Raw genomic sequence first — 14,421 nt, forward strand, 5'->3', positions numbered from 1 at the left:
TCATTTTTTTAAAAAGTTAGTTTAACGCTCATTCCATATCTTCTGGAATTCCATGAGGTTAGGTAGTCAAATCCAAAAGAGTTGCCTACCCCAAGACTGTTGAGTTCAGGGTCATAGTTGATATCCTCTGGAACATTGAAGGACCTAACAAACAAGTTTTGGCCAGACAAAGTGAGCGACACTGAGCCGAAAGGTGTTTTATCCAAATACTTGGAGGGCACTGCATAGCTGATGGAAGCCTCCCTTAACCTGATATGGGTGGCATCATAGATCAACGCTTCATCAAAACCAAAACCAATGTTATTGAAATAGGCCTCGGTAGCGGTCAATTGTATATCATTGGGTTGACCAGTAGCTTGTCTGATGCCCGGAAGTACGATACCCTGGGTACGGTCAAAATCTGTACTCTCGGTCAAACCTCTACCGATCAGTGCACCAACGGTTGTAGCATAAATGTCACCTCCCTGCTGGTACTCCCACTGCATATTCATTGTGAAGTTTTTCCATCGTATGCTGTTGTTCACCGTCATGAACCAATCAGGATTGGGATCACCGATAACGCCATTTTCAGGGTCTTGCAGCCAATATCCGTTTTCATCGATCAAAATGTTGCCATCGTCATCCCTTAAGAACTGCTGGCCTACTATAACACCTAGCGGTGTATCATTTATGGCCGCGTTTCTTGGTGCCGAAAAGATACCTCCGTAGAGAACTTGTTCGCCTTCGTCAAGCCCTTCAACAACACTTTCGTTGACCGTATAGTTACCTGATAGGGTCCACTCAAAGTTCTCGCTTCTTAGCGGAGTAACATCGAATACTGCTTCGATACCTTTATTGATTACATTACCCACGTTTGTAAAAGTGCTCGTAAACCCTGTTTCTGGAGCAAGGGGTCTTTGAATGATTTGGTCTTCGGTGTCCCGGTTGTAATAAGTGACCTCGAAACCAAACCTGTTGTTGAACATTCTTGCTTCTATACCCGCTTCCACTTCCTTGGAAAGTTCAGGTTTCAAATTTGGATTGGCCAAGAAGTTTGATACACTTGTTGTAGTGGTTCCAGATCCAGTTGGAGGTTGGAAAGCGTTTGGTGTCAGCGCCAAAATGTTACGGGTGTTATATGGACCAGGGAAACCTGGTGAAGTTCCGTACCCAACCCTAACTTTTAAGAAGTTGAGGAAGTTCTCTGATTGCAAGCCGTTAAAAGCTGAAGTTGGCACAAATGAAAGGCTGACTCCAGGAGAGAACTGGGCCCTATTATCGAGTTCCAAGGTTGAGTCCCACTCATTACGCACCGATCCATTCAAATAGAGATATCCTCCATAGCCCAAAGTTGCCGAAGCGTACATGGCCATGTTGTTTTCTTCTGAGAAGGACTGGTAAGCCGTAGTATTGCCGGGGAAAAGGGTTCCCTCGATAATCGCGCTACTGTTTACATAATTGCTCAAGTTCTGAACTCCAAAAACAATCTGATCTCGCCCTTCTACCCCATCTCTTTGAAAGACCCTTCTTTGGGTAGTGGCACCTATGGTGGCCTCAAGACTTGTCTTTTCAGAAAGTTGTTTGTCTATGCCAAGTAAAAGAGAGTGGTCCCAGATGGTAAAGCGTTCAGTAGAGATTTGTAGGTATCCATTTGGGTGAATACCATCTCTACCACCTTTATTGATCTGTCTTCTGTTTCTGACATTTTGGTTATCTATACCTACTCTGTATCGAAGGTTCATCCAATCATTGATGTCGTATCCGACGTTGAAATTACCGAAGATACGATCGGTCTCATTGGCGTCTTGCGTGTTTTCGAGTGCCCATCTTGGATTCATCCGGTCGTTACCTCCACGATACCAAAGGCTTTCACCTGTGATCGGATGCTGGAAAGGGTCATCGATATTGACACTTCTCGGTAAGTAAAGAATATTCCAAACAGAGGCGATACCACCAGTACCTGCTGTAGAAATGGTAACATCACTACCGGTCGAAGCATCTGTGAACGGAGATTGAATATCGGTTCTTGCATAGTTCAGTTTACCAGTTACGGTAATTTTGTTGTCAAATTTGTAAGAACCTCCAAGTGAAATATTATTTCTTCTTAAACTGTTGCCTGGAATAAAGCCTTGATCGTTGGTATGGCTAAATGAGGCATTCATAAAACCCTTATCTCCCAAGGCACCTGAAACATTTATGGATGTGTTCGAGATGATTCCAGTATTGAAAAACGCCTCTTGGCTATCATATGGTCTGTACTCAACATTGGGGTCATCGGAAAAGCCGGGAAATAGACTTGATGGTTCAACCCCATAATTGTTTAGCAACATGGTCCTGAAAGCATTTGGTATGGTGGCTTGGCTATCAAAACGGGATCCCCAGTTACTGAAGAAGGCACCATATACATTTTGGAAACCATTGCCCCATGTGTCCTGATATTCAGGAAGTACAATATCGTTGAAGAATATTGACTGATTGGCGCTTACCTCAAATTTCTTTCGTGCATTGGAACCGGTTTTGGTAGTAATCAAAATTACCCCGTTTCTACCTTCACCACCATATAGGGCGGTTGCACTGAGGCCCTTAAGAATGTTCACGCTTTCTATATTGTTGGGATCAATATCTGCGAAACGGCTAGCGGTGTTACCTGATTGGAAGTTACCGGAACCGTTGATATTGGAAGCGTTGGCACTACCTGAAGAACCGTCGAAGGGTACACCATCTACCACAAAAAGCGGTTGGTTGCCACCGGTAATCGAAGAAGCACCCCTGATGATGATGTTTGAGCCCGAACCTGAGACACCACCACTACCGGTAATCCTTACCCCGGCAGCCTTACCTCTCAGAATTTTACCGATATCGGTATCAGCTCTTTCCTCAATCTGCTCATTACCAACTGTTGCAACTGCATATCCCAAGGCTTTTTTCTCTTTTCTGATACCCTGGGCGGTCACGACTACTTCTTCAAGTGCCTGTGCATCTTCCGACATTTGCACGTTGATCACGTCATTTGGGCCAACGGTGCGTCTCTCATCTCTTTGACCAATGTAGGTAAACAATAACGTTTGGCCCACACTTGCGGAAACTGCATAATTTCCGTCAAAATCTGTTTGCGTACCAGTTGACGTTCCCTCAACAACGATATTCACACCAGGCAGTGGCAGTCCATTTTGGTCGGTCACCGTACCTGTAATCGTCTTGTCTTGTGCAAAGGAAATATGCACAAAGAACGCCAATAGCAGCGTTAACAATCCATTAAGTTTTGTTCTCATTTTAAAATTATTTGAATTAGCTAGCCGCTAAAATCATAATTTCATGTTAATAATCCAAACTAATTTTAATAAAATTTCACAGTTGGGGTAGAGATTTGTAAGGCTTTTGAATTGTGAATTTCATAATGCGATTATTAAAATAAAAGGCTTATTTTTTGTGATTTTCTTAAAATCATGGCAAATCTTTATTTAGAAGCACTCCTGTTCGAAATATTGCTATTTGTCCACTGAAGAGAGATTGTTTTGTGTGGAATTTAAAGAGCCATATAATATCAGCGTATATATAATTAAGGTATACGTTATTATTTTGTTATTAAAAATCTAGGGTCAGCGAAAATTATTTTTTCACTATTTGAATTATTCTTAAATATCACTACATTTGCAGCCCTCAAAATGAGGGTTTTTTATTTTAACAAGAGAATTTAATGCCAACAATTTCACAATTAGTAAGAAAAGGAAGGGCCACGATTACCAAGAAGAGTAAATCGGCTGCTTTGGATTCTTGCCCCCAGCGAAGAGGGGTATGTACCCGTGTATATACCACTACGCCAAAAAAACCGAACTCTGCCATGAGAAAAGTGGCCAGGGTCAGGTTGACGAATGGTAAGGAGGTCAATGCCTACATACCAGGTGAGGGGCACAATTTGCAAGAGCACTCGATAGTATTGGTAAGGGGCGGAAGGGTGAAAGATTTGCCAGGTGTTAGATACCATATCGTTCGTGGAGCACTCGATACCGCAGGTGTCGCCGGTAGAACACAGCGTAGGTCTAAATACGGCGCAAAACAGCCCAAGAAGTAATTGAATTTATTAAAAAGAAATGAGAAAAAGACAGGCTAAGAAAAGACCGTTATTGCCAGACCCAAAATTCAATGACCAGTTGGTCACGAGATTCGTCAATATGATGATGTGGGATGGTAAAAAATCATTGGCTTTCAAAATCTTTTACGATGCCATAGCCATTGTTGAAGAGAAAAAGAACGATGAGGAAAAGACCGGACTTGAAATTTGGAAAGATGCGTTATCGAACGTAATGCCGCACGTAGAGGTGCGAAGCAGACGTGTTGGTGGCGCCACATTTCAAATTCCCATGCAGATTCGACCAGACCGAAAGATTTCTACAGCCATGAAGTGGCTCATCAATTTTGCCCGTAAGCGCAATGAAAAATCAATGGCCCAGAAATTGGCCGCTGAAATTTTGGCTGCGGCTAAAGAAGAGGGAGCTGCCGTGAAGAAAAGGGTAGATACCCACAAGATGGCAGAGGCCAATAAAGCATTTTCACACTTTAGATTTTAAGAACTGAAATGGCAAGAGATTTAAGTTATACAAGAAATATAGGTATTGCGGCACACATTGATGCTGGTAAAACCACTACCACCGAGCGTATTCTCTTTTACACTGGTGTCAGCCACAAGATCGGGGAGGTACACGACGGTGCGGCCACTATGGATTGGATGGAGCAAGAGCAAGAAAGAGGAATTACCATTACCTCTGCCGCGACCACTTGTACCTGGAATTTCCCTACAAAAAATGGCCAGATTACAGACAATACCAAGCCATACCACTTCAATATCATCGATACTCCCGGTCACGTTGACTTTACCGTTGAGGTAAACCGTTCGTTGCGTGTCTTGGACGGATTGGTATTCTTGTTCAGTGCTGTTGATGGTGTTGAGCCACAGTCTGAGACCAACTGGCGTTTGGCCGACAATTACAAGGTGCCCCGTATGGGCTTTGTCAACAAGATGGACCGACAAGGTTCGAACTTCCTGGGCGTTTGTCAGCAGGTAAAAGACATGTTGAAGTCAAATGCGGTGCCCATCGTATTGCCCATTGGTGAGGAAGCCGATTTCAAAGGTATCGTAGACCTGGTGAAGAATAGGGCGATCGTATGGCATGAAAACGACTTTGGCTCTACTTTCGATATTATCGATATTCCGGCTGAAATGGAGGCCGAGGTCAAAGAATGCCGTGCAGCCTTGATCGAGGCGGTTGCCGAGTATGATGAAAACCTTTTGGAGAAGTTCTTCGAAGATGAGAACTCCATTACTGAAGAAGAAATACATGCAGCGCTGCGTGCAGCTGTCATGGATATGAGTATCATACCCATGATTTGTGGTTCTGCCTTTAAAAACAAAGGAGTCCAATTCTTATTGGATGCCGTTTGCAGATATCTGCCATCTCCTTTGGATAAAGATGCCATTGTCGGTGAAAACCCGAGAACTGGAGAAGAAATTTCAAGAAAACCTGATCCCAAAGAGCCATTTTCAGCTTTGGCATTCAAAATTGCCACAGATCCCTTTGTAGGTCGATTGGCATTCTTTAGGGCTTATTCGGGTAAATTGGATGCGGGCTCTTACATATTGAACAATAGAACCGGTAACAAAGAACGTATTTCCAGGATCTACCAGATGCACTCGAACAAGCAGAATGCTATAGCGTCGATTTCTGCCGGTGATATTGGTGCCGCGGTCGGTTTTAAAGATATCAAGACAGGCGATACACTTTCAGATGAAAAGAATCCGATCGTGTTGGAGAGTATGATATTCCCCGATCCTGTAATCGGTATTGCGGTAGAGCCCAAAACCAAGGCAGATGTTGATAAATTGGGTATGGCTTTGGCCAAACTGGCAGAAGAAGACCCAACATTTCAAGTAAAGACCGATGAGGCTTCTGGCCAGACCATTATTTCAGGGATGGGCGAGCTTCACCTAGATATTATCGTCGATCGTTTGAGGCGTGAATTTAAGGTAGAGGTAAACCAGGGTCAGCCACAGGTCGAATACAAAGAAGCGATTACCGCTACAGCAGATCACAGAGAGGTTTACAAAAAGCAGACTGGTGGTCGTGGTAAGTTTGCCGATATCGTATTCACCATGGAGCCGGCTGCAGAAGAAGTCACCGGATTGGAATTTGTCAATGAGATCAAAGGGGGTAACATTCCTAAAGAATATATTCCATCAGTTGAAAAAGGGTTCAAGGAGGCCATGAAGAATGGCCCATTGGCAGGTTTTGAGATGGACAGTATGAAAGTGACCTTGAAAGATGGTTCTTTCCACGCTGTCGATTCTGACTCCTTGTCATTTGAACTGGCTGCCAAATTGGGTTATAAAGAAGCCGCCAAGGCTGCCCGTGCAGTACTAATGGAGCCAATCATGAAGTTGGAAGTATTGACCCCTGAAGAAAACATGGGCGACATTGTGGGTGACTTGAACCGTAGAAGGGGGCAAGTGAACAATATGGACGACCGTGCAGGCTCAAAAGTAATCAAGGCCGAGGTGCCACTTTCTGAAATGTTCGGTTATGTGACCGCACTCAGAACATTGTCTTCCGGTAGAGCGACATCGACAATGGAATTTTCACATTATGCTGAAACGCCATCGAACATTGCCGAAGAAGTGATCAAGACGGCCAAAGGAGTGACAACGGTTTAATTTTCAGAAGATGAGTCAAAAGATTAGAATAAAATTGAAATCATACGATCACAATTTAGTGGACAAGTCTGCTGAAAAAATCGTAAAAACGGTAAAGACAACTGGTGCAGTGGTAACGGGTCCTATTCCATTGCCAACGCACAAAAAGATATTCACGGTTTTGCGTTCGCCCCATGTGAACAAGAAATCGAGGGAGCAATTTCAGTTAAGTTCGTACAAACGATTACTGGATATTTACAGTTCTTCTTCAAAAACTATTGACGCTCTGATGAAATTAGAGCTTCCAAGTGGTGTAGAAGTTGAAATAAAAGTGTAAATTTGCACGCCTTTTGAAAAAGGCAAGACATGTCCGGAGCTGCGAGCGAAGGAAAAACGGGAGAAAGAAAAAAATCTGGGTCAGAGGATTTTCTTGACCCTATTTTTTTGCCAAGTGATTGGTACAAGGTAAACGAGAATAATCAATAACACAATAAAACAATATGTCTGGGTTAATAGGAAGAAAAATCGGCATGACCAGCATTTTTGACGAAAACGGAAAGAACATTCCGTGTACCGTCATAGAAGCTGGCCCGTGTGTGGTTACCCAAGTCAGAACCGAAGAGGTTGACGGGTACATGGCCCTTCAACTTGGTTTCGATGACAAGGCAGAAAAACGTACCAGCAAGGCCGAGGTCGGCCACTTTAAGAAAGCAGGTACATCGCCTAAGAAAAAGGTCGTGGAATTCCAAGGATTTGAAGGAGAATACAAATTAGGGGACACCTTGGGTGTTGACCTTTTTGTCGAAGGTGAATTTGTTGATGTGGTTGGCACATCAAAGGGAAAAGGCTTTCAAGGAGTTGTCAAAAGACATGGCTTTGGCGGTGTTGGTCAGGCAACCCATGGTCAACACAACCGTTTGCGTGCACCGGGATCAATTGGTGCCGGTTCAGACCCGTCCAGAGTTTTTAAGGGTATGCGCATGGCAGGCAGAATGGGCAATGAAAGAGTAACCGTTCAGAATTTGAGGGTTTTGAAGATAGTGCCCGAAAAAAACATTCTGGTTGTCAAAGGATGTGTGCCCGGCCATAAAAATGCTTACGTAACTATTCAAAGGTGGCAATAATGAAGGTAGCAGTATTAGATATCAAGGGAAAAGAAACCGGAAGAAAAGTTGAACTTTCTGACGATGTTTTTGCCATAGAGCCGAATGAGCATGCCATCTATTTGGATGTGAAACAGTACTTGGCCCATCAAAGACAGGGTACTCACAAGGCGAAAGAGCGTGCAGAGATTGCCGGAAGTACTCGCAAGATAAAGAAGCAAAAAGGTACAGGCACCGCTAGGGCAGGTAGTATCAAATCTCCAATCTTCAAAGGTGGAGGTCGGGTTTTTGGCCCCAGACCAAAATCGTATGGCCAAAAATTGAACAAGAACGTTAAGCGTTTGGCTCGAAGATCAGCCTTGAGCCTTAAATCCCGCGAGAAAGAATTGATGGTTGTTGAAGATTTCAATATCGATACGCCAAAGACCAAAGATTTTGTACAAATTCTAAAATCATTGGGCCTTGAAGACAAAAAGTCTTTGATCGTGTTGGGAGGCATGAATAATAACGTATATTTGTCGTCGCGTAATTTGAAGCGTTCTGAAGTTATAACAAACTCAGAATTAAGTACTTACAAGATTTTAAATGCAAAAAGTCTTGTGCTTGTTGAAAGTGCTGTAGAAGAAATTCAGTCGAACCTAAGTAAATAGAAACAAAATGAGTGTGTTGATAAGACCTATCATTACCGAAAAAATGACGGCGGACAGCGAGCTTTTCAATCGCTATGGTTTCTACGTAGATCCCAGCGCCAACAAGTTGCAGATCAAAGAGGCGGTTGAGGCGACCTATGGTGTTTCTGTTGAAAAAGTAAGAACCATGAACTATGGCCCGAACAGAAGAACCAGATATACAAAAACTGGTATCCAGCAAGGTAAGACAAATGCCTTGAAAAAGGCGATTGTCGATGTTGCAGAGGGAGATATCATTGATTTTTACAGTAATATATAAGTTAGGGTAATGTCAGTTAGAAAATTAAAACCCATTACTCCTGGTCAGCGTTTTAGAGTAGTAAACGGATTTGACGCGATTACTGCTGATAAGCCGGAGAAGAGCTTGCTCGCTCCGTTAAAAAAGACAGGAGGTAGAAACAGTCAAGGAAAAATGACCATGCGCCATAGGGGTGGCGGTCATAAAAGAAGGTACCGTATCATTGATTTCAAGCGTGACAAGCAAGGTGTCGAGGCTGAGGTGAAATCGATACAGTACGATCCAAACAGAACGGCATTCATCGCCCTGTTGCAATATAAGGATGGTGAAAAAAGGTATATCATTGCCCAAAATGGCCTACAGGTAGGTCAAAAGGTTGTTGCAGGTGAGAAGGCAGCACCAGAGATCGGTAATGCCATGCCATTGGGTGGGATTCCCTTGGGAACCATTATTTCTTGTATTGAACTGCGACCTGGCCAAGGAGCCGTAATGGCAAGAAGCGCAGGTACTTTTGCACAGTTGATGGCCAAAGACGGCAAGTTTGTGACCATCAAATTGCCTTCAGGGGAGACCCGAATGGTATTGGCCACATGTATGGCGACCATCGGTGCCGTTTCAAACTCAGATCACCAGCTGTTGGTATCGGGTAAAGCGGGTAGAAGTAGATGGTTGGGCAGGCGGCCTAGAACAAGACCTGTGGCCATGAACCCTGTCGATCACCCAATGGGTGGTGGTGAAGGTAGGGCCTCGGGCGGTCACCCAAGATCTAAGAACGGCATTCCGGCCAAGGGCTACAGAACCCGTTCTAGAACCAAAGACAGTAACAGATATATCATAGAACGTAGAAAGAAATAAAACGAAAGTAGATGGCACGTTCATTAAAAAAAGGACCATACGTTCACCACAGTCTAGAGAAGAAAGTCCAACAGAACATTGATTCGGGCAAGAAAACCGTAATCAAGACCTGGTCTAGGGCTTCGATGATAACACCAGACTTTGTAGGTCAGACCATAGCAGTGCACAACGGTAGGCAATTTGTGCCCGTATATGTCACTGAGAACATGGTAGGACACAAATTGGGCGAATTTTCACCGACTCGATCTTTTAGGGGTCATGCCGGTGCCAAAAACAAAGGAAAAAAGTAAGCTATGGGAGTTCGAAAAAGACAGATGGCTGAACGATTAAAGGCAGAGAAAAAAAATATGGCGTTTGCCAAATTGAACAATTGCCCAACATCACCTCGAAAAATGCGCTTGGTGGCTGATTTGATTAGGGGCAAGCAAATTGAGATGGCACTGGCCATTTTGCGGTTCAATCAAAAAGAAGCATCAAGAAGGTTGGAAAAACTGTTGCTTTCGGCCATAGCCAATTGGGAAGCGAAGAACGAAGATGCCAACATCGAAGATGCCGACCTTTTTATTGAAGAAATCCGCGTTGATGGTGGTACGATGCTGAAAAGATTGCGACCTGCCCCACAAGGTAGGGCCCACAGAATACGAAAACGCTCAAACCATGTGACCTTGGTTTTGGGTTCTAAAAATAATGTAGAAAGCTAGAGCATAATATGGGACAAAAAACCAATCCGATAGGAAATCGCTTGGGAATCATCAGAGGATGGGAATCAAACTGGTACGGCGGCAACGATTATGGCGATAAGCTGGCTGAAGACGACAAGATCAGAAAGTATATACACGCCCGTTTGGCCAAGGCCAGTGTTTCTAGGGTAATCATTGAAAGAACCCTAAAGTTGATCACCATTACCATTACCACGGCACGACCCGGTATCATTATCGGTAAAGGCGGTCAAGAAGTTGACAAATTGAAGGAAGAGTTGAAGAAGATCACCAATAAGGAGGTTCAGATCAACATTCACGAAATAAAAAGACCTGAGCTTGATGCCAATTTGGTGGCTGCCAGTGTAGCAAGGCAGATCGAGAGCCGAATCTCATACCGTAGGGCCATTAAAATGGCTATCGCAGCGGCCATGAGAATGAATGCTGAAGGGATCAAAATTCAGATTTCTGGTCGATTGAACGGTGCCGAGATGGCGCGTTCAGAGTCATATAAGGAAGGAAGGATCCCATTATCTACTTTCAGGGCCGATATTGACTATGCCCTGGCAGAGGCCCATACCACTTATGGCCGTCTGGGCATCAAGGTGTGGATCATGAAAGGCGAGGTATATGGCAAAAGGGAACTTTCGCCTTTGGTTGGATTGTCAAAAGGACAAGGCAAGGGAGGCAAACAAGATGGCGCCAAGAGGCAACGTCGTAGAAAGTAATTTGTAAAGAATAATTAGGTAAGATGTTACAGCCGAAAAGAACAAAATTTCGTAAGGCCCAAAAGGGTAGGATGAAAGGCATTTCACAGCGAGGGCACCAGCTTTCGAACGGAATGTTCGGTATCAAATCACTTGATTCACATTTCATCACCTCACGTCAGATAGAAGCTGCCCGTATCGCTGCAACGCGTTATATGAAGAGGCAGGGGCAATTGTGGATAAAGATTTTTCCAGACAAGCCCATCACCAAAAAACCTTTGGAAGTACGTATGGGTAAGGGTAAAGGTGCTCCCGAATATTTCGTGGCAGTCGTAAAACCCGGAAGAATAATGTTCGAAGTGGCCGGTGTGCCCTTGGATGTTGCCAAAGAGGCGCTTCGTCTTGCGGCACAAAAACTGCCAGTTAAAACAAAATTCATAGTAGCCAGAGATTACGCAGGGTAGTCCATAAACTGATAACAATTATGAAACAAGCTGAAATAAAAGAATTATCGGTGGAAGAACTTCAGCAGAAATTGGCTGAATTGAGGAAAGAATATGCAGATTTGAAGATGGCACATGCCGTGACTCCATTGGAAAATCCGCTGCAGGTCAGAAAAACGAGGAGAACGGTGGCGAGGTTGGCGACTGAATTAACAAAAAGGGAATTACAATAACGGTTTCTGCCTTATGGAAGTAAGAGAAAATAAGAATAGAAATTTAAGAAAAGAAAGAATTGGCGTGGTCACCAGTAACAAGATGGAGAAATCCATTGTGGTTTCTGAGGTGAAGCGGGTCAAGCACCCCATGTACGGAAAGTTCGTCTTGAAGACGAAAAAGTACGTTGCCCACGACGAAAAGAACGATTGCAACGAAGGCGATACCGTGAAAATTATGGAGACCCGCCCCTTGAGCAAGACTAAATGCTGGAGGTTGGTCGAAATACTTGAAAGAGCTAAATAATTATGTTACAGCAAGAATCTAGATTAAAGGTTGCGGATAATACCGGTGCAAAAGAAGTACTGACCATCCGTGTACTTGGGGGCACAAAGAGACGATATGCATCATTGGGCGACAAGATCGTGGTCACCGTCAAAGAAGCGGCTCCGAACGGTACCATCAAAAAAGGTGCGGTTTCAACTGCGGTCGTCGTTCGTACCAAAAAAGAGGTCAGAAGACCAGACGGGTCGTACATCCGTTTTGATGATAATGCCTGTGTGCTTCTGAATCCAACAGGTGAAATGAGGGGTACGAGGGTTTTTGGCCCGGTAGCTAGAGAGTTGCGAGACAAACAATTTATGAAAATAGTTTCATTGGCCCCTGAGGTGCTATAATATCGATGAATATGAAGCTAAAAATAAAAACAGGAGATACGGTTATGGTCACAGCAGGTGACCATAAGGGAGCTGAAGGCAAGGTGATGAGTGTTGACCGTAAGAAAAATAAAGCCATTGTTGAAGGGTTGAACATGGTCAAGAAACATGAGAAACCCAGTGCCCAAAACCCACAGGGGGGCATTGTTGAAAAAGAGGCACCCATTCATATTTCAAATCTATCCTTGATTGAAAATGGAGAACCGGTAAGGGTTGGCTATGAGATTAGGGATGGCAAAAAAGTAAGGGTTTCCAAAAAATCTGGAGAATTAATTTAGTTATGGGCTACATTCCAAGATTAAAGAAAGAATATAGAGAGCGCGTTATCAAAGCACTTTCCGACGAATTTGGTTACAAGAACGTAATGCAGGTTCCGAAGTTGGAGAAAATCGTAGTGAGCCGTGGTGTCGGTGCCGCAGTGGCTGACAAGAAGCTTATCGACCATGCTGTTGATGAATTGACGATGATTACCGGACAAAAAGCGATTGCCACCATTTCGAAGAAAGATGTGGCGGCATTCAAATTACGAAAAGGCATGCCCATTGGTGCCAAGGTCACCTTACGCGGTGAGCGCATGTATGAGTTCTTAGACCGTTTGATCACCACAGCGCTTCCGAGGGTTCGTGATTTTCAAGGTGTAAGGGCCACTGGTTTTGACGGCAGGGGAAATTATAATCTAGGTGTTACCGAGCAGATTATCTTTCCTGAGATAAACATTGACAAAATCAACAGGATCAACGGTATGGACATCACCTTTGTGACCAGTGCCCAAACCGATAAAGAGGCAAAATCACTGTTAACCGAATTGGGAGTACCCTTTAAAAAGAATTGATATGGCCAAAGAATCAATGAAAGCCCGAGAAAGAAAAAGGGCGAAAATGGTAGCGAAATATGCAGAGAAGCGAAGAGCTTTAAAAGAGGCCGGAGATTACGATGCATTGCAAAAGCTGCCGAAAAACGCTTCACCGGTGCGCATGCGAAACCGTTGCAAACTGACAGGTAGGCCCAGAGGCTATATGAGAACCTTTGGTATTTCTAGGGTCACGTTCCGTGAGATGGCGAATAAAGGGTTGATTCCTGGTGTGAAAAAAGCAAGTTGGTAATAAAATAAAGAGTAAAAACGATGGTAACAGACCCGATTTCAGATTTTTTGACCCGTATAAGAAATGCCAGCATGGCTGGCCATAGGGTGGTCGATATTCCTGCATCCAACTTGAAAAAGGAGATGACCAAGATCTTATTCGACCAAGGCTACATCTTGAGCTATAAATTTGAAGATGAAGGAGCCCAAGGCAATATCAAGATTGCCTTAAAATATGATAAGTTCACCAAAGAGCCCGTAATTAAAAAACTGGAAAGAATCAGTAAGCCGGGTCTTAGAAAGTATGCATCCTCAGATGAGCTGCCACGTGTTCTGAACGGTTTGGGCATAGCCATCATCTCTACCTCCCATGGAGTGATGACGGGCAAACAGGCCAAGAATGAAAACGTGGGCGGTGAGGTATTGTGTTACGTGTATTAATTAGAGTTAAGCGAAAGACAAATGTCAAGAATAGGTAATAGTCCGATAGCAATTCCTGAAGGAGTGACCATTGAAATCAATGACAATGTGGTCACCGTCAAAGGAAAATTGGGTGAATTGACCCAAGAAATTTCTGGAGTCGAAGTAAAGACCGAAGAAGGTAATATCATGGTTTCAAGACCTTCTGACTCCAAAGATCATAAGGCAAAGCACGGTCTTTACCGTTCATTGATCTCGAATATGGTCAAAGGGGTTTCTGAAGGTTGGTCCAAGGAGTTGGAGCTGGTTGGTGTTGGTTATCGTGCCAGCAACCAAGGCCAGAAACTAGATCTCGCGTTGGGTTTCTCTCACAATATCGTGATGGACATTGCCCCCGAGGTCAAAATTGAGACCACCTCTGAGAAAGGAAAAAACCCTATCGTGAAATTGACATCGCACGACAAACAGTTGGTCGGGCAAGTGGCGGCGAAAATCCGCTCATTCCGCAAGCCTGAGCCGTACAAGGGCAAAGGCATCAAATTTGTAGGTGAACAGATAAGAAGAAAAGCAGGTAAATCAGCTTAATAAGAAAAG

The 14,421-nt window shown here is 43.9% G+C and carries 21 protein-coding genes; 20 read left to right on the top strand and 1 reads right to left on the bottom strand.

All coding sequences use genetic code 11. From position 1 onward, the window contains the following. Window positions 1–8 precede the first annotated feature (8 nt). Entirely contained in the window at window positions 9–3,251 is a 3,243-nt protein-coding gene (locus L0P89_RS11340) for a SusC/RagA family TonB-linked outer membrane protein (RefSeq protein WP_235265213.1), read from the bottom strand. 425 nt (window positions 3,252–3,676) lie between these two features. On the opposite strand from L0P89_RS11340, the gene rpsL reads away from it, so the two are divergent. The 20 genes from rpsL (at window position 3,677) to rplF (ending at window position 14,412) form a co-directional block, all read left to right on the top strand. Then, window positions 3,677–4,051, top strand: a complete 375-nt coding sequence (gene rpsL, locus L0P89_RS11345) for a 30S ribosomal protein S12 (protein ID WP_045801201.1) — start codon at window positions 3,677–3,679, stop codon at window positions 4,049–4,051. Between the two features lie 19 nt (window positions 4,052–4,070). Next, window positions 4,071–4,547: a 30S ribosomal protein S7 gene (rpsG, locus tag L0P89_RS11350; RefSeq protein ID WP_235265214.1), complete on the top strand. Its 477-nt coding sequence runs from the start codon at window positions 4,071–4,073 to the stop codon at window positions 4,545–4,547. Between the two features lie 8 nt (window positions 4,548–4,555). Continuing rightward, entirely contained in the window at window positions 4,556–6,685 is a 2,130-nt protein-coding gene (gene fusA, locus L0P89_RS11355; protein WP_235265215.1) for an elongation factor G, read from the top strand. Between the two features lie 10 nt (window positions 6,686–6,695). Continuing rightward, window positions 6,696–7,001: a 30S ribosomal protein S10 gene (gene rpsJ, locus L0P89_RS11360; protein ID WP_007094989.1), complete on the top strand. Its 306-nt coding sequence runs from the start codon at window positions 6,696–6,698 to the stop codon at window positions 6,999–7,001. A gap of 163 nt (window positions 7,002–7,164) precedes the next feature. After that, window positions 7,165–7,788, top strand: a complete 624-nt coding sequence (rplC, locus tag L0P89_RS11365; RefSeq protein ID WP_235265216.1) for a 50S ribosomal protein L3 — start codon at window positions 7,165–7,167, stop codon at window positions 7,786–7,788. Next, window positions 7,788–8,417, top strand: a complete 630-nt coding sequence (rplD, locus tag L0P89_RS11370) for a 50S ribosomal protein L4 (RefSeq protein ID WP_235265217.1) — start codon at window positions 7,788–7,790, stop codon at window positions 8,415–8,417. The genes rplC and rplD overlap by 1 nt, the downstream gene beginning before the upstream one ends. Before the next feature lie 7 nt (window positions 8,418–8,424). Next, window positions 8,425–8,715 carry a 50S ribosomal protein L23 gene (gene rplW, locus L0P89_RS11375; protein ID WP_235265218.1) on the top strand — a complete coding sequence of 97 codons (291 nt, stop codon included), beginning with the start codon at window positions 8,425–8,427 and terminating at the stop codon, window positions 8,713–8,715. A gap of 9 nt (window positions 8,716–8,724) precedes the next feature. Further along, the gene (gene rplB / locus L0P89_RS11380; RefSeq protein WP_235265219.1) at window positions 8,725–9,549 is read left to right on the top strand and encodes a 50S ribosomal protein L2; all 825 of its coding nucleotides are present in this window, start codon (window positions 8,725–8,727) and stop codon (window positions 9,547–9,549) included. Between the two features lie 11 nt (window positions 9,550–9,560). Beyond that, a complete protein-coding gene (gene rpsS / locus L0P89_RS11385) occupies window positions 9,561–9,839 on the top strand; it encodes a 30S ribosomal protein S19 (RefSeq protein ID WP_235265220.1) in 279 nt (92 codons plus the stop codon). 3 nt (window positions 9,840–9,842) lie between these two features. Next, entirely contained in the window at window positions 9,843–10,250 is a 408-nt protein-coding gene (gene rplV, locus L0P89_RS11390) for a 50S ribosomal protein L22 (RefSeq protein WP_235265221.1), read from the top strand. Between the two features lie 8 nt (window positions 10,251–10,258). After that, on the top strand, window positions 10,259–10,975 hold the full coding sequence (gene rpsC / locus L0P89_RS11395) for a 30S ribosomal protein S3 (protein WP_235265222.1): 717 nt from the start codon (window positions 10,259–10,261) through the stop codon (window positions 10,973–10,975). 23 nt (window positions 10,976–10,998) lie between these two features. Beyond that, complete coding sequence (gene rplP, locus L0P89_RS11400) at window positions 10,999–11,418, top strand: 50S ribosomal protein L16 (protein ID WP_235265223.1); 420 nt, start codon at window positions 10,999–11,001, stop codon at window positions 11,416–11,418. A gap of 20 nt (window positions 11,419–11,438) precedes the next feature. Then, a complete protein-coding gene (gene rpmC, locus L0P89_RS11405; protein ID WP_235265224.1) occupies window positions 11,439–11,630 on the top strand; it encodes a 50S ribosomal protein L29 in 192 nt (63 codons plus the stop codon). Between the two features lie 13 nt (window positions 11,631–11,643). Next, window positions 11,644–11,916, top strand: coding sequence for a 30S ribosomal protein S17 (gene rpsQ, locus L0P89_RS11410; protein WP_235265225.1), 273 nt, complete (start codon window positions 11,644–11,646; stop codon window positions 11,914–11,916). A gap of 2 nt (window positions 11,917–11,918) precedes the next feature. Beyond that, window positions 11,919–12,287 (top strand): 50S ribosomal protein L14, encoded by a 369-nt coding sequence (gene rplN / locus L0P89_RS11415; protein ID WP_045801188.1) that lies wholly within the window; start codon window positions 11,919–11,921, stop codon window positions 12,285–12,287. An 11-nt stretch (window positions 12,288–12,298) separates the two neighbouring features. Next, window positions 12,299–12,604 (top strand): 50S ribosomal protein L24, encoded by a 306-nt coding sequence (rplX, locus tag L0P89_RS11420; protein WP_235265226.1) that lies wholly within the window; start codon window positions 12,299–12,301, stop codon window positions 12,602–12,604. A 2-nt stretch (window positions 12,605–12,606) separates the two neighbouring features. Then, window positions 12,607–13,158: a 50S ribosomal protein L5 gene (gene rplE, locus L0P89_RS11425; RefSeq protein WP_235265227.1), complete on the top strand. Its 552-nt coding sequence runs from the start codon at window positions 12,607–12,609 to the stop codon at window positions 13,156–13,158. A 1-nt stretch (window position 13,159) separates the two neighbouring features. Then, on the top strand, window positions 13,160–13,429 hold the full coding sequence (gene rpsN / locus L0P89_RS11430) for a 30S ribosomal protein S14 (RefSeq protein ID WP_235265228.1): 270 nt from the start codon (window positions 13,160–13,162) through the stop codon (window positions 13,427–13,429). A 20-nt stretch (window positions 13,430–13,449) separates the two neighbouring features. Continuing rightward, window positions 13,450–13,848: a 30S ribosomal protein S8 gene (gene rpsH, locus L0P89_RS11435; protein WP_235265229.1), complete on the top strand. Its 399-nt coding sequence runs from the start codon at window positions 13,450–13,452 to the stop codon at window positions 13,846–13,848. Between the two features lie 21 nt (window positions 13,849–13,869). After that, on the top strand, window positions 13,870–14,412 hold the full coding sequence (gene rplF, locus L0P89_RS11440) for a 50S ribosomal protein L6 (RefSeq protein ID WP_235265230.1): 543 nt from the start codon (window positions 13,870–13,872) through the stop codon (window positions 14,410–14,412). Window positions 14,413–14,421 lie beyond the last annotated feature (9 nt).

The sequence above is a fragment of the Muricauda sp. SCSIO 65647 genome (assembly GCF_021534965.1).
GTDB lineage: Bacteria > Bacteroidota > Bacteroidia > Flavobacteriales > Flavobacteriaceae > Flagellimonas_A.